The organism is Paraburkholderia largidicola, from assembly GCF_013426895.1.
GTDB classification, from domain to species: Bacteria; Pseudomonadota; Gammaproteobacteria; order Burkholderiales; family Burkholderiaceae; genus Paraburkholderia; species Paraburkholderia largidicola.
This window is the reverse complement of record NZ_AP023177.1, coordinates 256,458-276,100: the sequence shown is the minus strand read 5'-3', so window position 1 is coordinate 276,100 and position 19,643 is coordinate 256,458. Positions and strand designations below refer to the sequence as shown.

The following is a 19,643-nucleotide window of genomic DNA, read 5'->3' as shown; positions in this document are numbered from 1 at the left end:
CTCCGTGTCTTCGATAGTGTCGACCGTGACTTCGGGGTCCCGTCATCGTTCGTTCTCGTGAAGCGACGGCACGCCGAGGTTGTGGCTTGGCGAAGTGCGCGGGACGTCCTGGTCCTTGCTGCTTGCGTTACGGTGTGGTGCGCCGTTGGTAGCTTTCGACATTGAGCTCGAAGGTAGATGAGTGATGGACCAACCGCTCGACGGCGGCGATCGTCATGGCGGGGGCGGGGAAGACCTTGTTGCATCCCCTGAAGGGTTGATTTGCTGTGAGCAGAAGCGAACGTCGCTCGTACCCTGGCGCTGATCAGTTAAGGACCCGCTTGCTGCCCTTCGGAGTCCACCGGGACGGACGCTAGTTCGCCTCAAAAAGCGGGATGTACCCCTCGGTCGGCAATAGAGCCGTGTGCATTTCAGAATGAGCGCCGACCGAATTGAGGGTGTCAATGGTAGTGCGTCGATTCGACAGGATGCGCCACGGCACCGCTTGCGTAGCAGGCGCGGCAGGATTCAGCGCTCTGCGTAACTCATCAAGCATTGCACGAGGAGGGAGCGTGTATGTCACAAACCCCTCATTGGCCAAGGATGCGGTACGAAAACCAGCATTTCCACAGAGACGCTCCTTCACAGGAACATCACGAACGGCTGCCTCACGGGAGTTCTGGATCAGATCCGCCGTGATGGAATCCACGATTCGACCGCCTTTGAGGAATGAGGGCCTGTCGGCGGCCCACGCCTCAGGCGGGCAAGCCTTGTGTGCCGGCATAAGTTCGATGAAAGGGTTGACTTCGGCCGGATAGATTCTGCAGACGTTGGGCCTTGCGTCGTATGCGCCACATCGCATATCGGGTTGCAGGTGCGGGCAGGCGCCATCGAAGGCGGCAGCGACTGTCACCATCACACGGATAGGAAGCTCACCGCTTTCGGCGGCAAACGACCGCATTCGCCTGTGTTGCACCTGTCCATCGTCCGTCGATGGTTCGACGGGCCACGGCATCGCTTCGCAAAGGACCTGAATGTCTCCACCACGTTCCAACCAGCGTATGGCTTCTTTGACGCTCAGGGGCAGACGAAGATTGTGACAACAATCGCCGCACATCGTGCATGCGAAACTTAAATCGATGGCCATGTCGATCTCGGGTTCCAGAAAAAACACCGAAACACAAAGGGTAATGAAAGGCGGCCCAACTTCGGCCGCAATCGCTAATCCCTTAGTTCGATCTGAAGCCCGCTTCGGTTACATCGAGAATGCGAAATGGACCGCCGCTTCACCGGACGCATGCATGCCCCATCGGGAACTGCGAACAGGCGCGCAGCAGATTTGAGCGGCGCTGTAACCGATATTGCCAAATATCCGAACTAGGGGTGGAGCATTGACTGTTTCCCGTCTTTCCCAACCGCCAAAAGGGTCCAATCATGAACCGGATACGATTCGTTAAGCACATCGTAGGCGCAGCGTTGCTGGCGGCGTCAGCCGCTACGTTCGCGGGTGAAGTGCCATTCACTCAGGCAAGCTTCGATCAGACCGTCTCATCGGGCCGGCCCGCGGTTGTCTATCTGCATGCAAGCTGGTGTCCGACATGCCGGGTTCAAAAACCGATCGTCGACCGTCTGTCAGCTGACCCCAAGCTGAAGCAGGTGACGATTTTCATAGCAGACTATGATGCGGAAGCGAAACTGAAAAGAGAACTCAAGGTAACCCAGCAGTCGACCTTCGTTGTCTTCAAGGACGGCCACGAAGTCGCGCGTTCGACGGGGCAGACCCAGGAGGCCACCATCCGGGCCGTGTTTGAACAGGCCCTGTGATGCAATTCACCGCTGCAACGTATGGGTTGAGTCTTGTCGCCGGGTCGGCATCGGTGTTGTCCCCTTGTGTCCTGCCGCTACTCCCGATACTCGCGACGTCAGCGCTGGCTAAACATCGATTCGGCGTCATTGCGCTGGCAACTGGTTTGGCCATTTCGTTTGCGGGCGTCGGTATCTTTCTCGCTACCCTTGGAGCATCAGTTGGACTGGACCCCGAGATTCTTCGACGTTGGGCTGCGAGCCTGATGGTGTTTTTCGGTCTTGTCATGTTATCGGGCACCCTTCAAAGGGTTTTCTCCCGGCTCAGTTCCGTCGTCGGTGCGACGGGCCAGCAGGTGCTCGACGATGTGAAAGGCAACGGATTGCTCGGGCAGACGATGATCGGGCTGTTGCTGGGGTTCGTCTGGACCCCCTGTGTCGGGCCGACGCTGGGTGCGGCAACGTCGCTGGCGGCACAAGGTCAGGACCTCGGACATATCGCCATCGTGATGGCACTGTTCGGCTTGGGTGCGGCAATGCCACTCGTCCTGCTCGGAACGATCTCGAGAGTTTCGCTGATGAAGGTGCGAGGCACGCTTGCCGCGTGGGGCAAGACGGCCCGCTGGACGCTCGGTGCACTTTTCGTTGTCATGGGGACGATCGTCATCACCGGCGCCGACCGCCAGTTGGAGACCCTTCTCCTGTCCGTCAGTCCAGCCTGGCTCACTACTCTGACAACATCCTTATGAGAACAGGGCGGCGGCACTACGGCGCAGGGTACGGCTGCCGCGACTCAGCAACGCTGCGTTCGCATGGCTCGCGAGACATGCGGTGTCATGACAGCGTGTGTAGCTGACCGGTAACGCGCGCAATGAGTGCCAGGTCTGGTGAGGGAGCGAGGTTGGCGGCACTCGCCTTGTTTCCCGTCGGTAGCATGGCGGAAAACAGACCTTTGAATCGGTAGCCTGATGTGCATGCTGGACAATATACTTCGCTATCCTCTGGAGTATCCGCTCTGACGACAACGGTTGGACCGCATGTCTGGCACTGCTGAAGTGGTATCCCTTCATCGCTATGGCCTGCGATGTGGTACAGGTTGACGCTACCACCCAGCTTCAGAAACATTTCCCCATATTCGCGATTGAACTGCGTGCCGAGATTGTCGCGTATGACAGCAAAGGCATCGTCGATCGGCATTGCCTTACGGTACGGGCGTGTGCTGGTCATGGCGTCAAAGGTGTCGCAGATGCCGATGATTGCAGCCATGGGGGTGATCTCTTTGCCAGCTAGGCCTAACGGATAACCTTTACCGTCGGGTCGCTCGTGATGGGCGTAAACGGCGTCCGCAACGCGTTCGCCGAAAGGATGCTTCGCAAGCAGTCGTTTGCCTACCTCAGGGTGCGTTTTGATGACGGCATACTCCGCGTCGGTCAAACGCTCGGTTTTGAGCAGGACAGAATCTGGAACAGCGATTTTGCCCAGATCGTGCAGGAAGCCACCCACCGAGACGTGCGCCACCTCGCGATCCGAAAGACCAATCCGTCGTGCCAGTAGACTCGCATAACGGGAGACTCGCCACAAATGGCCGCCGGTATATGGGTCGCGGGCCTCTACCACCCACGCGAGGGCGAGCAGACTATCAAGGACCGGTTGATCCGCACTGTGTACCGGTCCCGTCTGGCCGAAGAGACGTGAGGCGAGGCTGAACATCGTTTTTGGAGTCATGGTCGCAATGAAGTATTTCTCGGGGCCATTTCTGGCAAACGGTAAGCCGCTGCAAAAAGACGGACTGTCCAGTTTGTTCGGTGCGGTCGACTTGTTATGCCGGTACGACTTCACCCCTTGAATTCGTCCAGAAAGTGCTTCGGGTTACACGAGAGAGAGTATTTATTTGCGACGGCGATGCGGTTCCCAACCGGGTACTGACTTGCGCTCATCTAAAGAAATCGTGTCATGTCAACCGGCGGATGAATTGCTCTTCGCTGTTTTGGCGGGCGTGGCGTTGTCGAGCGCATGGAAGAGCGTCGAAGTTTGCAAGATCTCGGGCAGCAATTGCCCTTGTGGGATGCGAGGCCCATATACGACGTCGAGCGGAATGCCGAAACGACCGAAAGCCTGAATGTAGGCGAGCACTCCGGGGTTATACCGGCTCCAGTCGGCTCGCATGCGCACGATATTGTCCTGTCTGAGCCGGGTGCGCACAGCAGCCGTGTCCAGAACGGATAGCTCATTGACCTTGCAGGTGAGACACCAGCTCGCCGTTACGTCGACGAGCACAGTCTTGCCGCTGGCGATCAGCGTGTTGATTGCGTTCGGATCGAACGCCTGCCATTCGGTCAGCGGAGCGCTTCGGTCTCCTGCGCCGGGCGAGGTAAGCGAGGAAATTGCAATGGCGCAGCAAGCAAGGAGCGCGGTCGCTGCGCCTGACCATCGGGTGGTCAGCAGGCCTCCCCATCGGGTCACGGCGGCACGCACTGCGAGCATGACGATCAGCACAATACTGACGAGTGACGCGACGGCCATACCCGCAATATTCCATAACGATGCGATCAGCCAGATTGAAGTCGTCAGCAGCAGTAGTCCCATAATCTTGCGCAACTGGATCATCCACTGGCCCGGGCGCGGAAGCCGCGTCGCAAGCGACGGCGCGAGCGCCAATGTCAGGAATGGGAGCGCCATTCCTACCCCAAGTGCGAGAAGCACCGCCGTAATCTCGAACGGACTGCGTGCCAACGCAAAGCCGACCACGGTGCCGACGAGCGGAGCCGAGCACGGTGTGGCAAGAAGCGTAGAAAGCATGCCGCCGACGAACGCCTCGACAAGCGGCCCCCGACTGGTTGCACTGCTCGCACCTCCGGAAAGGATTGGCGGAAGGCTGATCGGGAGCCAGTCAAAGAAGCTTGCCGCAAACAACGTTGTGACGACGGCCATGCCTGCGAGGAACCACGGTTGCTGGAACTGTATGCCCCATCCGAGCGACGCCCCCGCGAGTTTAAGGATGGACAACACCGCGGCAAGCAATCCGAACGAAGTGACGATTCCAAGGGCCGTCGCGAGCGCCACCCGCGTGGCCGTTTTGCGTTCGGTGCCTGCGGCTTTCGCTACCGAGAAAACCTTGATTGAAAGAACGGGCAACACACATGGCATGAAGTTCAGAATCAGGCCGCCAAGCAGCGCCAAGCACAGAATGACGACGATGCCGTGGTCGTCGACTCCCGCGGGGACGACTGATGCGGCCGTGAATTCGGCCGCTCTGGATCCGTCCACCACGGTCAGGCGCAACGGCTCTTTCGCTGCAGCGGCAGACGGCAGTTCGACTTTCAGTGCTGCCCGGTGGCCGCGATTTGATAGGTGTACCTGTGGCGCTGCGGGCAGACCGGCCTCGGCTCCTTCGACGAACAGGTCGGGCGACCGAAACGGGCTGCCCTCGCTACGCAGATCGACCTTCAGGCGCCGACCGGCGGAGGTTTGCTCCAGCGTGCTATGCACCACGTCGATTCCGGCCTCTGCGGGCGTCTGCGGCACCCTTTGCACCGCTGCGGCGATAGCTGCGGCTTCGCTTGATGGTGCGTCCGTGCCCAGTGGCAAGGTGAGCGCCACCTCCGCATGTTCGGGCACGCAAACATTCGCGCAACTCGCGTAGTCGAGCGTCAGCGCAATGCGGGTCGCCTCGTGCGGATGATCCAGCGTAAGGCTCACCGGCAGAATCCAATCGCCCGTATAGACACTGTTTTGCAGACCCGAGATAACGAGGCGGGACGGCGCCGGCCAGGACACGGATGCCGATGCGACATTCCGGGACCGCGACCAGTCGAAAATCGGCGCGATGCCGGCATCGCCGGGTGTGCGCCAGTAACCATGCCAGCCGTCCGGATAGCGGAACTCGACGCCTATCTGCAGCGTGTTCCCTGGTACGCCGTTGGTTGCCGTGATGATGCGCACACTGGCGCGCTGATCGCCGGCCCAATTCGAGGACGCCGCACGAGCCTCGAACGATGAAGCAAGAAGAAGCGTTGCGACGAGGACAAAGAAGGCGCCAATGCGAGTGAATCGGGGCATCGCTTGTTCCTCACCGAGAAGATTGTAAGTAGGTCGGGTTTTCACAAGGCGTCCCATCGAGACGGAGGGAGCACATGCTACGGCTCATCTGTCACGCGGGCAGCGCCGACAATGTGTCCGTCCGGTGCCTCGAGCAAAACTGCGGTCTTCTCACCCGCAGGGACCCGGGGGGTGAACATAGCCGGTTTGCCGGTCCATTGACCAATCGGCTCGAACGAGCGAACGATGTTGGACTCCTTCAACGTTCGCCCGCCGTTTTCGCCACGCCCGACGGCGGTCATGTGCTGCGCGTCGTAACCCACCAGAATCACCTGCGCGCTTCCGGAGCCGGCTCCGACCGAAACCGTAATGGCGCTGCCCTTGCGCACCGCGGACAGCGGCGCGGACGTTGAATCCGCGGTCTTCGCTTTCTGAATCGCGGCCTCGGCGGACGAGCGGTCTGAACCCACGAAGCCCGTTGTTCCGTCGACGACCATTTCGGGCGTGTAGGAGCCGTCGCCGAAGCGTCGCCCGTATTCAGCTTGACGTTGAGTGGCGATATCGAGGGAAAAAGGGTCTTTCCATCCGAGGCTGTTCCAGTAGGTGACGTGAAAAGCCAAAGGGAGAATGTCGCTCCGCTGCTGACTTAACTCCGACAGATAGGCGTCAGCCGGCGGACAGGATGAACAGCCTTCGGACGTGAAAAGTTCGACAACCACCGGTCGGGGCGTTGCCGCGGCGACGGGGAGGGCGACAAGCAGTGAAACGGAAGCAAGCAGACGGGATAGCATGAGTTGACTCCTGGTGAGAATCATTGATGCATTGGTCGCGGTGGAGCAGGCGATATGACAGCCCGAATAGCCTTATCCATATCTCCAGCTGTGTCATTGAAATTAAGCGTGATCGGGGCGCATCACACCTGTCTCGCAGCGCTTTCCGACGCTGTCCAACGGTAGTTCGACGCGGACCTCGATCGGGTTACACCTTCCTGAAACAAACGTTCCGTCAGGTCGCTCAAGGGTAGCAATGGCGGAGGTGTGGATCTGTCCCGGTTGGCGCTATCCTGATGTATCCAGCGTCATTGGAAAAACGAGGGATGCGGAAAAATTCAGGTTGTATCTTGTGTCATCTTTCGGGCCGAGTCCCGACCATAGTTGGGAAGGCAAGTGTCCGTTTCGCCGTTCGACGTACCCACTTAGGTCGAGCGGTGGGCGCACGTCGAACCGGAGAACCCTGTCATGTCATTGCAGAAACGTCTCGATGCCTTCAAGGCGACATTCGAGTCCGGGCTACCTCCTTGCAATGTGCACCGTTCGGTCGTCGATACGCTCCAGCGGGCGACCGACGAACTGATCGAATCTGGCCTTGCTCAGCGAGCAAAAAAGGTCGGCGACGTTGCGCCGTGTTTTGTCATGAAGGACCCAGGCCACTGGCCGATCGGTTCGCGCAAGCTGATTGCCGATGGCCCGCTGGTACTGACGTTCTATCGCGGCGTGTGGAGCCCGTACTGCAATCTCGAGCTTCGGGCGCTGCAGGCGGCGCTGCCGGATATCGTCGCCCGTGGAGCGAGCCTGATGGCAATTTCGCCGCAGAACGGGGTCAATAGCCGCAGGACGATCCTTGAGAACCGCCTCAGTTTCCCGATACTCGGAGACCCACGCGGTGAACTTTCGGCAGCCTATGGACTGCGTGTCCCGTTGCCGGACTATCTTGTCGAGCTGTATCTAACCACGTTCGGGACCGACCTGTCGTCATTCAACGACGACCCCTCGTGGACGCTGCCGATGCCGGCGAGGTTCGTCATCGACCAGGACGGCATCATCGCTTACGCCGAGGTGAGTCCGGACTTCACGAAACGTCCCGATCCCGCCGAGCTGCTTCCGGTTCTTGATGGACCTGCCGCCGGAGGCCGGACATGAGATTTTTGCACCATGGCTCCAGGAGGGAAACATTTCTCTGCTATCCGCGTAGGAAGGTCTGAATAACCCGTTTTTTTCGTTGGACTTCTAACCGAACACCTGGAGTGAAGATCGCGTCGTCATCCTCACGTTGCTGAATCACTACCAGTCGCATCTTTGCTGGCCGGCGCTGTGCTCATGCGGCGCATTTTCTTCCGTTGTTGCGCCGCTTCACAGCATCTTGCGCGCCATCCACAGATTGGCCAGGGCGAACTGCGTTTCGATGTGCGCCGTGTTCTTTGCCAGTCCCCGATATCTCGCCTTCAGATATCCAAACTGGCATTTCAGTACGCGAAACGGGTGCTCCACCTTCGCTCTCACGCCCGCCTTGAGCCGCTCGATTTTGTTGTATATCCTGTCCAGCCGCTTTCTCTTGTCCAGCTTGTTTCGCTTGCTCGGTCTCATCGCGACGTACCACTGGACCGCACCCGTTTCGCCTCGCTTCTCGATGCCCACATAGCCCGCATCGGCAAACGCAACCTTCTCTTTGCCATGCAACAGTTCATGTGCCACCGTGATGTCATGAACGTTCGCCGGCGTGCACTTCACGGTATGCACCAGCCCCGACTCCACATCGACTCCGATATGTGCCTTCATTCCGAAGTACCAGCTGCCGCCTTTTTGCGTCTGACGCATCTCCGGGTCTCGCGTGCCGGGTTTCTTCGTCGAATTGGGTGCCGGAATCAACGTCGCATCGACCGCTGAGCCCGCCTTGAGCATCAGGCCTTTCGCCTGCAGGATCTCGTTGACCGTCGCCAGTATTCTGGTCGACAGTTCATTGGCCTCAAGCAGGTGGCGGAACCGCAGGATCGTGCTCTCGTCTGGCAGCCGCGTTATGCCCGTGTCCAGCAGCGCGAACTCCCGATACAGCGGGATGTCGTGTAGCGCCTCCTCCATCGCCGGGTCCGAGAGACTGAACCACTGCTGCAGGAAGTGAATGCGCAGCATCGTCTGGATGGGAAACGGCGGGCGCCCAGTCTTGCCTTTGGGATAGTGTGGCTCGATCAGAGCAATCAGTTTCTGCCACGGCACCACGCGAGTCATCTCGTCGAGAAACTCGCGTTTGCGGGTACGCTTCGTTGACAGATCCAGACCAAGACCAAGCTGTGTCATCACGCCACTCCCTTAACTATCCTGCTTCCAGGATAGTCAACCCTCACGGCAATGCCAGGACCTTTTGCAGAGATTCCCGTACATGTTTTTCACGCCGTTTATTTGGTGCCAACTGTAACCAGAACCTGCAATGACCCGAACTACCGAAAATGGACCGGCGAGTCCCGTCGAAGAGCGACTGAAGGCTCTATTCGTGCGGGGCCTGGATGGGAACGGGGCGGCTTATCAGGCGTTTCTCAGCGACCTGACCGGGCATCTGCGCGGCTTCCTGAGAAAGCGTCTCTTCTATCTACAGGACGATGTCGAGGACCTGGTCCAGGAGATTTTGCTGGCAGTGCATAATGGACGCCATACATACCGTCCGGACCAGCCGCTGACGGCTTGGGTGCACGCGATCGCCCGCTACAAACTGGCGGACTTTTTTCGCGCACGATCGCGCCGGGAAGCCTTGCACATGCCGCTGGTCGACGAGCTCGAGATCTTCGCCACCTGCGCTGTCGAACCGGCAGAGGCCCGGCGTGATCTAAGCAAACTGCTCGAACAGTTGCCTGACCGCCAGCGTCTGCCGATTCTGCACGTCAAGCTGGAAGGGTTGTCGGTGACTGAAACCGCAAAGCTCACCGGCCTGTCGGAGTCGGCCGTCAAGGTTGGCGTGCACCGCGGTTTGAAAGCATTGGCTCTAAAGTTTCAAGGCGCATCATGAAGACAGAAGATCTGGTTTCACTGCTGGCCACGGGGGTGCCCGCTATCGATCATAACGTGTCGGCAAAGCGATTCAGCTGGGCGATGTTATGCGGCGGTGTCGGTTCCACGGTGCTCATGGCAATCGTTTATGGCGTTCGCCCCGATATCGGCGTGGCGATGAAGACGCCACTGTTCTGGATCAAGCTGGCTCTTCCTCTGTGCCTCGCACTCGCTGCGTTGCTGGCGACGGCGCGACTATCCCGCCCAGGAGTTGCGGTAGGTCGCGCGTGGACCGCGCTTGCTGCGCCCGTGCTCGCCGTGTGGATTGCGACGCTCGTCCTGTTGTGGTTGACCCCTCCCTATGCGCGCTTGCCGCTCGTCATGGGCAATACGTGGCGCGTATGTCCACGTAATATCGCGTTGCTTTCAGTGCCGGTGTTCATCACGGTGTTCTGGGCGATGCGCGGTCTGGCACCCATGGGTCTCAGACTGGCCGGCGCCGCAGGCGGCCTGCTGGCAGGAGCGACTGCCGCGATTGCTTACTGCTTCCACTGCCCCGAGATGGGTGTGCCATTCTGGGCCGTCTGGTATCTCCTCGGCATGCTGATTCCCACGCTTGCCGGCGTGGCGCTGGGGCCCCGGCTGCTGAACTGGTGAGTTGGACCATTGGAAGGTCAAACTGTGTTCAGCCAGCGCTGCGCCGAGGTGCGTGCTGAAGGCCCGACGCCGTGTAACTGAAATCCCACCTTATTTTCTGTCTGTTCTGTAACCAATCCGGGCAAATAGGCGAAATACCTTATGAAGCGCAGGCATAAGCCCGTGCTTGAGCGATCGACGCCGGCAACTCCGGACGACCGAGCGCCAGGATTGGTTGGCGTTTGGGCAGGTCGATCAATACCACGATCAATGCCCCTTTGGGAGAGTATTGTGAAAATGAACAAGTTGGTGATTATCATGGCCGTGGCAATGCTCGGCATGTCGGCGCTGGCGAGTGCGCAGCCTGTGCAAGGCGCTGACGGAGACTCAATGGCGGCAGAATCGAATCAAGGTCCGAAGACTCGCGAGCAGGTGCGTGAGGAACTGGCTCACGCTCGCATGAACGGCACCATCCCGCGTTTCGGCAATCCCGATCCTTATGGGCCTGGCGGCACACCGAATTTCATCCGGCGCTAAACGAGGGCAGACAATAGCAAGGAAACTGATCGTCGAGGTTCAATCCGTTCGCGGTGGTGACAAGGCTACGGAAGATCATGAAGTGAGGCTCGTCTTGTGGTATGCGCAAAGCAGGTTCCGGACGAAAGGAAGTAGGCAACATAGATGGTTATCCTAATGATTGGCCATGGGGAAAGGAAACTGAGGGTCCAATGACAACGATGCAGACGGCGGCGAAGCGCGAGCGCGAAATGATGCGAATGCAAAACCGGTTGCTGGGTCTTTCCAAAGTGCACCGATACTGTCCCGTGTGTCGTTCCCGATTCTGCCTTGGGTGCGATTTCGACATTCCCGCAAGCAGCGGTTCGGCAACCGGATGTGAGGCGGCCGGCTCCATCCGGGCGACGTCGTTGTGATCGGACCACCTGTCATTGGTGCGAGTTCGCTCGATGAGTCATGGAGAACGGACCCGGTATTACACGGCAGCAGAGGCAGACATGTCCACTTATCCGAATTTGTCCGCTCCACCGGGCTTGACCGCCTTTGTGTTCGCAGGCGGCGGCAGCCTCGGCGCGATCGAAGTTGGCATGCTGCGCGAGTTGCTCGATCATGGTGTGCATCCGGGGTGCGTGATTGGCGCATCCGCCGGTGCGATCAATGCGGCGTATTTTGCTGGCCGGCCCGACGGCGATTGCGTCGCTATGCTCGAACTACTGTGGTGTCGGATCAGGCGGCGGGACATCATGCCGCTCACCATGTTCGGGTTGCTCGAGATGGTGCTGAGTCGGCGCTCCCACCTTGTCGAAGCTACGGCGCTGCGCACGCTGCTGGAAAAGAATTTGTCGTTTTCCCGGGTGGAGCATGCGGCCATACCACTTCACATCGTCGCGACGGAGATGCAAAGCGGCAAAGAAATTATCCTTTCGTCTGGCCCGCTGGTGGATGCCGTTCTCGCGAGCGCTGCGATTCCCGGTGTGTTCCCGCCTGTGCGCATTGACGGGGTGGATCTGGTCGATGGCGGCGTGGCCAACAATACGCCGATCTCCGTGGCCATCTCGCTTGGTGCGACACGCGTCATTGTGCTTCCGGCCGGGTTTGCCTGCGCAATGCGCAAGCCGCCCGGTAACGCAATCGCGCAGGCCACGCACGCGCTGACACTTCTCATTGCGCGTCAGCTTGTGCGCGATCTGGAATCCTATTCATCCCGCGCAGAGATCTTTGTAGTGCCGCCCTTGTGTCCGCTCGATGTGTCGCCTTACGACTACACGCAGTGCGACCGCCTGATTGAGCGTGCGGCCGCAAAGACGCGTGCATGGTTGAACGAAGGCGGTCTTGAGCGCGGAGTAATCCCGGGTGAGCTACGCGAACACAAGCATGCGTGACTAGAGCGAGCGGAGGCGCTAGACGACAGTGGCATCGTTGCCATGATTCTGTCGCCCTCTCACGTAGTCGTGCATCGCCATGAAAACACGCAATCACGACCTGGGCGACCTGTCGCCAAGCAGATAGTCAATCGATATCAGGCCAGGCCCCCAGGCTGCAATTCCCAGTGCCATCGCCAACCAGGTCAGGTGGATGGGCCAGCCGTCCGGTATGGTCAACTCGACAATGCACGTCATCAATATCAGGCCGGCCGCGGCGAACCGGGTTCCGAGGCCAAGCACGAGCAGCACCGGGAACGTCACCTCGCCGAGACCCGACAGAAACGCAAAAACAGCTGGCGCGGGAAACGGATACGGACCGCCTGGGAGGTGCAACTTGAACTCGTCCGTGAACAGGTCGATCGCCGTATCGCTCAGTTGAAGGAAGCCGTGCCATTTGAGAATGCCCGACTTCCAGAACGGCACAGCCAAGGCAAGCCGCAGGACGAGTTGAACGAGCCACGGTTGTGCGAGTTGCTGGATCAGCCGCCTCGCCGTGCCAATCGCGGACACGACTACGCCCGGAATCGGCAGTTTTACACTCTGTAGGTTCGACATCTCTGTGAATCTCCAAGTTGGACGGCGACAAATACGCCGGCTGGGATCATCCCTGCCAGGTTGGCCAGGAGATCGAACGACGGGGCTTCAAAACACGCGGCCGTGACTGCTTCGCCTGCCGATGCGCCGTCGGGAAAGCCAATGAGGAAGGTTCAATCATTGGCCGGCAGCCGCGACACCATCACTTCCTGCGCCGGTCGCGTTACGGGTCGAGCTTCCCGGTCGCTTGAGCGAAGCGGAGAAACGCTCCCTTGCTGCCAATCGATGTACCGACGCCATGAATGTAGAGCGGGTAGTGCTCACGGATGGCCGCAAGCGTCCGATGTGACGGAGCGCCGACGCTCATAGGGTTACCCGCAGGAACATCGAAGAATCCGTTGCTCAGTAAGTCCGCGAACCTCGCAGGCAGGTGCTGATGCCTGAAACAGGTTCAGGCAAGCCCGTCTGCGACAGGCGCCGCGTGGAGGGGTGGTCTGTCTGGCCAACTGCCGGTGTCACTGTGGAATTGCCCATGGCCGCCCCCGTCCATCGTGTCGTTCGCCGAATCAGGACTTCAACGGAGTGAGCGAGCCGTGGCCGCCACCCGGCACTTCGATACTCGTGCAGGTGCCGCCCTGAACGAACTTCCACGAGTTACCTTGGAAATCCATCGCGGATGTGCCTTGGCACGTGGTACCGGGACCGGCGGCGCAGTCGTTTTGCCCTTTCAGCGCAACGCCGTAGCACTTTTCCTTGTGTGCTGCGACAGCAGCGGCTCCTTCGGCGGGCGTAAGTGGTGCTGCATGGGCGACTGATGCAAGCAGGCTCGCGACAACGCCGGCGAGGAGGGTGGAGCTGACCGTGATCTTTGTGGACATTGAATTTCTCCAGTGATTGGGATGGAAGGTACCCGTGATGGATACGTGATCTAGTTCGCGGGCTGTAGATGTCTGGTTACAGGGAAATCGCTATTTTTTTGCTTTCGGCCTGTGAAGCGTCGACATCTGCCAGAACCGCTGCGGCCAAACCGCTTGCAGTAATTCGCTGCCCGGTTGCCAGACGGTTACAGGACACCGCTGTTTTTTGTCGAGAGCGGCAAGATGAAGAAGTTCCGGTCGTCAGAGGCGAGGGAGCTGCATGCGTGCCGCCTGGGTTTGGGACAGAGTCGGCGGCTTGAGTTTGGCATGGTTAATTTGTATCGCTAAACGAAAATTCTGACTCGGGACATTCGATATTTCTCGCGGGATGGCAGCTGAGTGGCGAAACAAAATTCGTGGATCGCCGTAACCGTCCAGCCGCCGGGGACGAACTATCAGTCGGATATGGGCATGGTCCCGCAGAGCCGTTGACATCTGGCAGTAATCCAGAGTCGGGCAGGCGCTAGCGACTTGCCGTCCTGGGCCTTCAGCTTACCCCGTGCATCCGTCCGGCAGTCTGTTCTCTGTCCGCGGTAGAACGCCGGGCCGTTCATGGATACTTGGGCGTTCTATCTCTATGTTACGAAAGACCCTTAGACGTGCCTGCGGTTTCGGCCTCGCCCTGCGCGTGCTATGTATGCCCTGGGTGCTGTTGTTTGCCCGGATCTGGTTTGGACAGGTCGTCTTCGTGCATCAGATCATGACGATGGCAGAAGGCCCTCATGATGGTCTGTTTTCCGGCGGCCTACATGTCCCGTCCGGGCTCGATGCAGCGCTGCACAGTGCGGTGCCGTTGCTGCTTACCATGGGGCTGCTGACTCGTCCTGTTGCGCTGGTGCAGCTCATCGAGACAATCGCCGACAGTCACGGTGCGCTGGCGGTGGGCGCACAGGGAGCCAAACTCGCGCTCCTTTCGTGGCTCATCGTAAGCGGGGCGGGGGCCATGTCGCTCGACAATCTTCTGGGGCGCGGTGTGTCATGGATTCCATTTCGCCCGATAAGGCTCACGCGTGGGCTTTATGTCTGGTTCGAACGCTATCTGGGTCCGCTTCTTCAGTTTGTCATTCGTGCCGGGCTTGCCGCTTCACTCGTTAACTTCGTATTGCCAATGGGTTCGTGGTTGCAGAAATCGATGTTGGGTGCCGCGGCGACCTCTCTTGTTCACCCAGCCTGGTGTGCGGTGGCGCTCGCGTTGGCGTTGACGCTTGGCTGCGCGACGCGCTTTGTCGCGCTGGTCATCGCGGTGATGGTGCCAGTGGCCGGTATCGCCATGTCGACCGACGACCGGCTGGCAGTCCTGCTTCTTCTTTTTGTGCTTGTAGTCGCAGGCGGTGGCGCATTTTCCGTCGATTGGCTGCTTGACCGGTGGACGGACACCAGGTTGCAGGAAGACGATTCCGCCCCAGAGGATTTGCCGCATGTCGTCGTAGTCGGGGGCGGCTTTGGCGGCGTCGCAGCCGCGCAGGGACTGCGCAATGTGCGCTGTCGGATCACGCTGATCGACCAGCGCAACCACCATCTGTTTCAGCCGCTACTTTACCAGGTGGCTACGGCCGCGCTGTCGCCCGCTGAGATCGCCACGCCGATCCGCAGCCTGTTCCGGCGGCAGCGCAACGTTCAGGTCATGCTGGGGCAGGTGACGGGGGTGGATGCGGTCGCGCGCGAGGTACACGTTGGTACGTTAGCCGTGAAATTCGACTATCTGGTGCTGGCGACGGGCGCTCGCCACAGCTATTTTGGCAAGGACAGTTGGGCGCCTTTTGCACCGGGCCTGAAGAGTATCGAAGATGCGGCCGACGTGCGCAGTCGCCTGTTGCGGGCGTTCGAGGAAGCCGAAAGCGCGGCGAGCGAGACCGAGCGGGCCGCGTGGCTGACTTTCGTGATCGTCGGCGGCGGTCCCACCGGCATCGAACTGGCGGGTGCCATCGCCGAACTGGCCCGGCACGGGATGGCCGAGGAATACCGCAAGATCGATCCGGCCCGCGCTCGCGTGATCCTGTTGCAGTCGGGCCCGCGTATCCTGCCCACTTTCGCCGCTACGCTCTCGGGCGCAGCAGAACGCTCACTGCAAGCGCTCGGGGTCGAGGTGCGGCTCGACACCCGGGTGCTGGGCGTCGACAGCGAGGGTGTCGACATTGGAGGGCAGCGCATCGCCGCACGTACCGTTCTATGGGCGGCGGGCGTGGCAGCGTCGCCTGCGGCTCAATGGTTGAACCGCACCGCTGATCCGTCGGGACGGCTTGCCGTGGGCGCCGACCTGTCCGTGCCGGCCCTGCAACGGATCTATGCAATCGGCGACACGGCATCCTGTCTGGGATGGCGCGGCGCAGTTGTTCCTGGTCTCGCGCCGGCGGCCAAACAGCAGGGTCGATATGTGGCTGGCGTGATCACGGCGAGTCTGACGGGGCGGCGCCCGCCGCCGCCGTTTCGCTACCGGCATTTTGGCAGTCTTGCCACGATCGGACGTCAGGCGGCTGTTGCCGAGATCGGCAAACTTCGCGTATGGGGGGAGCCCGCGTGGTGGTTTTGGGGCGCAATTCATATCGCCTTCCTCGTCGGCGGACGGAACCGGGCCATCGTTATTCTCGATTGGCTCTGGGCGTATCTGACCTTCCGGCGCAGCACCGGCTCATTACAGGCGACACACGAGACGAGACGATGGATTGACCGGACGAGTCCACCGTCGACGAGGTGGTGACTGAATCCACGGACGAACGGGTGGCGCGTCTGTGTTTCGCTTCCGAAGCAACTTGCTCACAAGCCTGCCGTTATGGTCGGAGCCGACGGCTACGGTGGTGTTGCGGCCATACGGGACGGTTTCGAAGAATATCGGGGTGCTCTGTCCGGCATCTGGGGATGCGCCTGGTCCGCATGATGTTGCCACTGCGCTCGTTAATTTCATCGCGCAGGGCCGCGTCGATCTGCGCCTCGGCTTGACCGAACCATGGTCGAGCGCAATACGGCTCAAACCGCTGCAATGCAATCGATCTCGATATCGAACCGTCCGGGCCATGCGGGGACGTTCACGAACATCCGTGCCGGTGGCTGGACGCCAACGAACTGTGCATAGATTTCAGTGACGATCGGGAACATCTCGACGGATGTGCAGTAGACGTTGCACATAAGCACCTGGCCGAGCGACGATTCGCCAGTCTCAACGCAGAGCTTCAGTTGCTCCATCACGTCTCCGGTTTGCTGTTCGGTTGGCGCATCCAGTACCTCGCCTGTCTGCGAATCGAATGGCGTCACGGCGATACGTAAAGCGGGTCGCCGTGACGCGTGGCACGGCGGTGGGTGCCTTCCAACGCTCAAGCCAGCTGGACAATGGTTCAACACGGACGATTTCGCGAGCCATGTGTACCTCCTTGAGCGATGGGATGGGTAGCTTACGTACCGGCGTAACGCCTTCAGAGTTGCGACCAACCGCCATCGACTGGAAGTTCCATGCCCGTCGTGAAGGTCGCGTCGAACGCGAGGTAGAGGACCGCCTTCGCAATTTCCTCTGACGTGCCGAAGCGCTTCATCGGAACCATGCTGATCGTCTTCTCCCTAACCTGGGCGGCCACGGCTTTATCGGGAAACACTTTGTTGAGGATCGGCGTGTCGATGGGGCCGGGCGTCACCGCGTTGACGCGAATTTCGCGAGGAAGCAGTTCAACGGCGAGCGTCCGGGCGATTGATCGCAGCGCAGCCTTGGCGGCTCCGTAGGTGGCTTGGCCCGGCAGTCCCTTGACGTTGGCGACGGAGGTCGTTAGGACGACGGAGCCTCCCCGATTGATCAGCGGCGCGAACTTCTGGACCGCGAAAAAGGGGCCCTTGGCGTTCAGGTTGAACATCTCGTCATAGATGGCTTCGGTCACGCTCTCGAGAGGCGTTGGAATGCTGAACCCGGCGTTGACGAAAAGCAGATCGATGGTATCGAACTCGGTCTTGACCTGAGCGGCGAGGGCGTCGATGTCGGTTAGCGACCGCGCGTCGCTCGAAACCACGATCGCGCCGTCCCCAAGCTCCTGCTGCGCCGACTCCAGGCCCTCCTGCGAGCGGCCGGTCACCAGAACGCGCGCGCCACCGTCGAGGAACATCTTCGCTGTTGCGAGCCCCATGCCGCTCGTGCCGCCGATAATCACCACCTTTTTATCCTGGTACCGATTCATATGAGTTCTCCGTCAGATGGTTAGGTTTACTTTGCCGATACTTAGCTACTTTGTACTACTATTCATTTCAAAATTCCGTATGGCCCGCGGGCGATCATGTAACTACGCAATCGCCCGCTGATTCCGGCAACTGCGAACATTTCGCCGCGACCGGCGCGCCTTCAGGACACCGCGCGTAAGGATTCCGCGTATGACCAGTTGACGCCAGAGACGTTGACGACGGCCTGCCACGCGGCTTCCTGATTAGCGCCATCGAGGAGGTGTGGGTGTAGCTGCGCCTCAATTGGGCCTGAGAACTTCCCTTGAGCGGAGGCGAAGAATTGCCCTGAGACGTCGGCTCCGAACTTCGAGGCCTGGATATACCGGCCTGCTGCCGTCTCCGGCGTCTGATTCATGCCGGGAATGAGGTTCGCAATCGGGATAAACAGATACCTCACGGCCAAGCTAGCTTGTCGCGAAACGTTAGTAGCAGTCGCCGCACCGGGCGAGACAGCGTACACGGCCATGCCAGAAGGTAGCCGCCGCGCCAGCGCTGCAGCCCACCAGGCGACGATGAGCTTCGCGTCGGCATACGCATTGTTGGGCACATATTTCACGTTTGGCCCGTTGCGAATCAGGGCTTCCATAGCGGCGGTCAGGTCGCCCTGGTGGTATTTGGCAGCGAGTGCGTCCACGTCGGTGTACTTGAACATGGGCACGCCCCCACGGGCAGGCTCCGCACTGGTGATGACAATCCGGGCGTTGGGGCTCAGCAGGTTGGCGCGGAGCAACCCGACAGTCAATTGATGGTGACCAATGAGCGGGGCCTGAGAAGCCTCGATGCCCTCTGCGGTGATCACGCGCGCCTTGCCAGGAACCATCCCGGCATTGAGCAGCAGGAAATCGATCGGCCGACCTCGCTTGACGAGTTTGGCGAGCGCGGACTGGACGCTGGCCGGCGTGTCAAGCTCCAGCTCCAGCGGCGTGAAGACCTGTCTTTTAGTTTCCGCTGCGAGTTGAGCGGCCGTTTCCTGGGCTCGAGCCAGGCTGCGGCCAGTGACGATGATCTCGTGCCAGCCTTCTCCGGCAAGTATGCGGGCAGCCGCATAACCGAGCCCGGAGGTGGCACCGGTGACGAGCACGATCGAATGTTCCATGGGCGTCTCAGTGGAAAAAAGGGGAAGGGGGAAGGTTGAGTCGTTAGGCCGGGACAACTTGCTAATTTAGAACTATTCAGTTATATATTGATGCAATGACGAGTGTCAAGGAGTTTTGAACCAAATGATTCAAAATGCTGCTAAGCCGAGGGGCCGACCGCGCAGCTTCGACGAGACAGGGGCGCTGGAAAAGGCGACTCAGGTGTTCTGGTCGAAAGGCTACGACGGAGTGACGATTGACGATCTCGTCGCCGGGATGGGGGTGGGACGGCCGAGCCTGTATGCCGTGTTTGGGGACAAGCGGGCGATATTCTTGCGGGTCCTTAAGGCATACGCGGAACGGAAAGGCGCATCAGCCGCGAAGGCACTCCTTTCATCACTAAGTCTTCGCGACTCGATCACGGGCTTTCTGAGGTACGCCGTCGAAAGTGCGACCGAGAAAGGGTCTGCCCGGGGCTGCCTTCTGATTTGCGTCGCACCGCTTGTGGACGACCCTGAGGTCCGGCAATTCCTGCAAAACGCAGCCGCTGGTGGCACCGCCCTGGTGGAGGGTCGTTTCCGGGACGCAATCATCGCGGGAGAAATCCCATCTGACTTTCCCGTCGCCGCGCGCGCAACCCAAGTCACGGATTTAGCGCGCGGGCTAACCATGCGTGCGCAGCTAGGAGTGCCGCGCAAGATGCTCCTCAAAGATGCCGAGGAAGCGGCCGACCTGGTGCTCCTGTCGCGACGCGTCTGACGGGTTATTGGG

At 60.0% G+C, this 19,643-nt stretch carries 19 protein-coding genes and 2 pseudogenes; 9 read left to right on the top strand and 12 right to left on the bottom strand.

Annotated elements, in window-relative coordinates; genetic code table 11:
• Positions 1-42 precede the first annotated feature (42 nt).
• A pseudogene (locus PPGU16_RS40495) lies at positions 43-292 on the bottom strand (ATP-binding protein); the annotation flags it as partial.
• Positions 293-352: 60 nt separating this feature from the next.
• Positions 353-1,126: a YkgJ family cysteine cluster protein gene (locus tag PPGU16_RS40490; protein WP_180727683.1), complete on the bottom strand. Its 774-nt coding sequence runs from the start codon at positions 1,124-1,126 to the stop codon at positions 353-355.
• Between the two features lie 287 nt (positions 1,127-1,413).
• On the opposite strand from PPGU16_RS40490, the gene PPGU16_RS40485 reads away from it, so the two are divergent.
• Together PPGU16_RS40485 and PPGU16_RS40480 are read left to right on the top strand one after the other, a co-directional pair.
• On the top strand, positions 1,414-1,803 hold the full coding sequence (locus PPGU16_RS40485) for a thioredoxin family protein (protein ID WP_180727682.1): 390 nt from the start codon (positions 1,414-1,416) through the stop codon (positions 1,801-1,803).
• Positions 1,803-2,531: a cytochrome c biogenesis CcdA family protein gene (locus tag PPGU16_RS40480; protein ID WP_180727681.1), complete on the top strand. Its 729-nt coding sequence runs from the start codon at positions 1,803-1,805 to the stop codon at positions 2,529-2,531. The genes PPGU16_RS40485 and PPGU16_RS40480 overlap by 1 nt, the downstream gene beginning before the upstream one ends.
• 85 nt (positions 2,532-2,616) lie before the next feature.
• Here the strand turns inward: PPGU16_RS40480 and PPGU16_RS40475 are convergent, their stop codons facing one another.
• The 3 genes from PPGU16_RS40475 to PPGU16_RS40465 all read right to left on the bottom strand — a co-directional run bounded on the left by PPGU16_RS40475 (position 2,617) and on the right by PPGU16_RS40465 (position 6,611).
• Positions 2,617-3,621, bottom strand: coding sequence for an HD-GYP domain-containing protein (locus tag PPGU16_RS40475; protein WP_243460826.1), 1,005 nt, complete (start codon positions 3,619-3,621; stop codon positions 2,617-2,619).
• 117 nt (positions 3,622-3,738) lie between these two features.
• Positions 3,739-5,841 carry a protein-disulfide reductase DsbD family protein gene (locus PPGU16_RS40470; protein WP_180727680.1) on the bottom strand — a complete coding sequence of 701 codons (2,103 nt, stop codon included), beginning with the start codon at positions 5,839-5,841 and terminating at the stop codon, positions 3,739-3,741.
• 77 nt (positions 5,842-5,918) lie between these two features.
• Positions 5,919-6,611: a DUF1223 domain-containing protein gene (locus tag PPGU16_RS40465; RefSeq protein ID WP_180727679.1), complete on the bottom strand. Its 693-nt coding sequence runs from the start codon at positions 6,609-6,611 to the stop codon at positions 5,919-5,921.
• Positions 6,612-7,058: 447 nt separating this feature from the next.
• On the opposite strand from PPGU16_RS40465, the gene PPGU16_RS40460 reads away from it, so the two are divergent.
• Positions 7,059-7,739 (top strand): peroxiredoxin-like family protein, encoded by a 681-nt coding sequence (locus PPGU16_RS40460; RefSeq protein WP_180727678.1) that lies wholly within the window; start codon positions 7,059-7,061, stop codon positions 7,737-7,739.
• A 210-nt stretch (positions 7,740-7,949) separates the two neighbouring features.
• On the opposite strand, the gene PPGU16_RS40455 is transcribed toward PPGU16_RS40460, so the two are convergent.
• Complete coding sequence (locus PPGU16_RS40455; RefSeq protein WP_180727677.1) at positions 7,950-8,891, bottom strand: IS5 family transposase; 942 nt, start codon at positions 8,889-8,891, stop codon at positions 7,950-7,952.
• 130 nt (positions 8,892-9,021) lie between these two features.
• Here PPGU16_RS40455 and PPGU16_RS40450 point away from each other — a divergent pair, with 130 nt between their 5' ends.
• From PPGU16_RS40450 to PPGU16_RS40435, 4 genes are all read left to right on the top strand, one after another.
• Entirely contained in the window at positions 9,022-9,594 is a 573-nt protein-coding gene (locus tag PPGU16_RS40450; protein ID WP_180727676.1) for a sigma-70 family RNA polymerase sigma factor, read from the top strand.
• The gene (locus PPGU16_RS40445; RefSeq protein ID WP_180727675.1) at positions 9,591-10,232 is read left to right on the top strand and encodes a DUF1109 domain-containing protein; all 642 of its coding nucleotides are present in this window, start codon (positions 9,591-9,593) and stop codon (positions 10,230-10,232) included. Before PPGU16_RS40450 ends, PPGU16_RS40445 begins: the two co-directional genes overlap by 4 nt.
• 276 nt (positions 10,233-10,508) lie before the next feature.
• Complete coding sequence (locus PPGU16_RS40440; protein WP_207795237.1) at positions 10,509-10,748, top strand: DUF4148 domain-containing protein; 240 nt, start codon at positions 10,509-10,511, stop codon at positions 10,746-10,748.
• A 476-nt stretch (positions 10,749-11,224) separates the two neighbouring features.
• On the top strand, positions 11,225-12,109 hold the full coding sequence (locus tag PPGU16_RS40435) for a patatin-like phospholipase family protein (RefSeq protein ID WP_180727673.1): 885 nt from the start codon (positions 11,225-11,227) through the stop codon (positions 12,107-12,109).
• Positions 12,110-12,202: 93 nt separating this feature from the next.
• On the opposite strand, the gene PPGU16_RS40430 is transcribed toward PPGU16_RS40435, so the two are convergent.
• The 3 genes from PPGU16_RS40430 to PPGU16_RS40420 form a co-directional block, all read right to left on the bottom strand.
• Positions 12,203-12,706 (bottom strand): DoxX family protein, encoded by a 504-nt coding sequence (locus PPGU16_RS40430; protein WP_180727672.1) that lies wholly within the window; start codon positions 12,704-12,706, stop codon positions 12,203-12,205.
• Positions 12,707-12,908: 202 nt separating this feature from the next.
• Entirely contained in the window at positions 12,909-13,091 is a 183-nt protein-coding gene (locus tag PPGU16_RS43315; protein ID WP_350341211.1) for a multinuclear nonheme iron-dependent oxidase, read from the bottom strand.
• Between the two features lie 160 nt (positions 13,092-13,251).
• On the bottom strand, positions 13,252-13,563 hold the full coding sequence (locus tag PPGU16_RS40420) for a BufA1 family periplasmic bufferin-type metallophore (RefSeq protein WP_028194768.1): 312 nt from the start codon (positions 13,561-13,563) through the stop codon (positions 13,252-13,254).
• 676 nt (positions 13,564-14,239) lie between these two features.
• Between PPGU16_RS40420 and PPGU16_RS40415 the strand changes: the two genes are divergently transcribed.
• Complete coding sequence (locus tag PPGU16_RS40415; RefSeq protein WP_243460825.1) at positions 14,240-16,300, top strand: FAD-dependent oxidoreductase; 2,061 nt, start codon at positions 14,240-14,242, stop codon at positions 16,298-16,300.
• A 266-nt stretch (positions 16,301-16,566) separates the two neighbouring features.
• Here the strand turns inward: PPGU16_RS40415 and PPGU16_RS40410 are convergent.
• The 3 genes and pseudogenes from PPGU16_RS40410 to PPGU16_RS40400 form a co-directional block, all read right to left on the bottom strand.
• A pseudogene (locus PPGU16_RS40410) lies at positions 16,567-16,957 on the bottom strand (RidA family protein).
• Between the two features lie 52 nt (positions 16,958-17,009).
• Positions 17,010-17,756, bottom strand: a complete 747-nt coding sequence (locus PPGU16_RS40405; protein WP_180727671.1) for an SDR family oxidoreductase — start codon at positions 17,754-17,756, stop codon at positions 17,010-17,012.
• Positions 17,757-17,917: 161 nt separating this feature from the next.
• Positions 17,918-18,892: an SDR family NAD(P)-dependent oxidoreductase gene (locus PPGU16_RS40400; RefSeq protein WP_180727670.1), complete on the bottom strand. Its 975-nt coding sequence runs from the start codon at positions 18,890-18,892 to the stop codon at positions 17,918-17,920.
• Positions 18,893-19,016: 124 nt separating this feature from the next.
• Here PPGU16_RS40400 and PPGU16_RS40395 point away from each other — a divergent pair, with 124 nt between their 5' ends.
• A complete protein-coding gene (locus PPGU16_RS40395) occupies positions 19,017-19,631 on the top strand; it encodes a TetR/AcrR family transcriptional regulator (protein WP_180727669.1) in 615 nt (204 codons plus the stop codon).
• The last annotated feature ends 12 nt before the right edge of the window (positions 19,632-19,643 follow it).

Coding starts and splice junctions, on each gene's coding strand:
- PPGU16_RS40450 (WP_180727676.1), top strand. CDS start 9,022: ATGACCCGAACTACCGAAAATGGACCGGCGAGTCCCGTCGAAGAGCGA.
- PPGU16_RS40435 (WP_180727673.1), top strand. CDS start 11,225: ATGTCCACTTATCCGAATTTGTCCGCTCCACCGGGCTTGACCGCCTTT.
- PPGU16_RS40465 (WP_180727679.1), bottom strand. CDS start 6,611: ATGCTATCCCGTCTGCTTGCTTCCGTTTCACTGCTTGTCGCCCTCCCC.
- PPGU16_RS40400 (WP_180727670.1), bottom strand. CDS start 18,892: ATGGAACATTCGATCGTGCTCGTCACCGGTGCCACCTCCGGGCTCGGT.
- PPGU16_RS40415 (WP_243460825.1), top strand. CDS start 14,240: ATGCCCTGGGTGCTGTTGTTTGCCCGGATCTGGTTTGGACAGGTCGTC.
- PPGU16_RS40460 (WP_180727678.1), top strand. CDS start 7,059: ATGTCATTGCAGAAACGTCTCGATGCCTTCAAGGCGACATTCGAGTCC.
- PPGU16_RS40485 (WP_180727682.1), top strand. CDS start 1,414: ATGAACCGGATACGATTCGTTAAGCACATCGTAGGCGCAGCGTTGCTG.
- PPGU16_RS40420 (WP_028194768.1), bottom strand. CDS start 13,563: ATGTCCACAAAGATCACGGTCAGCTCCACCCTCCTCGCCGGCGTTGTC.
- PPGU16_RS40490 (WP_180727683.1), bottom strand. CDS start 1,126: ATGGCCATCGATTTAAGTTTCGCATGCACGATGTGCGGCGATTGTTGT.
- PPGU16_RS40395 (WP_180727669.1), top strand. CDS start 19,017: ATGATTCAAAATGCTGCTAAGCCGAGGGGCCGACCGCGCAGCTTCGAC.
- PPGU16_RS40480 (WP_180727681.1), top strand. CDS start 1,803: ATGCAATTCACCGCTGCAACGTATGGGTTGAGTCTTGTCGCCGGGTCG.
- PPGU16_RS40455 (WP_180727677.1), bottom strand. CDS start 8,891: ATGACACAGCTTGGTCTTGGTCTGGATCTGTCAACGAAGCGTACCCGC.
- PPGU16_RS40470 (WP_180727680.1), bottom strand. CDS start 5,841: ATGCCCCGATTCACTCGCATTGGCGCCTTCTTTGTCCTCGTCGCAACG.
- PPGU16_RS40440 (WP_207795237.1), top strand. CDS start 10,509: ATGAACAAGTTGGTGATTATCATGGCCGTGGCAATGCTCGGCATGTCG.
- PPGU16_RS40445 (WP_180727675.1), top strand. CDS start 9,591: ATGAAGACAGAAGATCTGGTTTCACTGCTGGCCACGGGGGTGCCCGCT.
- PPGU16_RS40430 (WP_180727672.1), bottom strand. CDS start 12,706: ATGTCGAACCTACAGAGTGTAAAACTGCCGATTCCGGGCGTAGTCGTG.
- PPGU16_RS40405 (WP_180727671.1), bottom strand. CDS start 17,756: ATGAATCGGTACCAGGATAAAAAGGTGGTGATTATCGGCGGCACGAGC.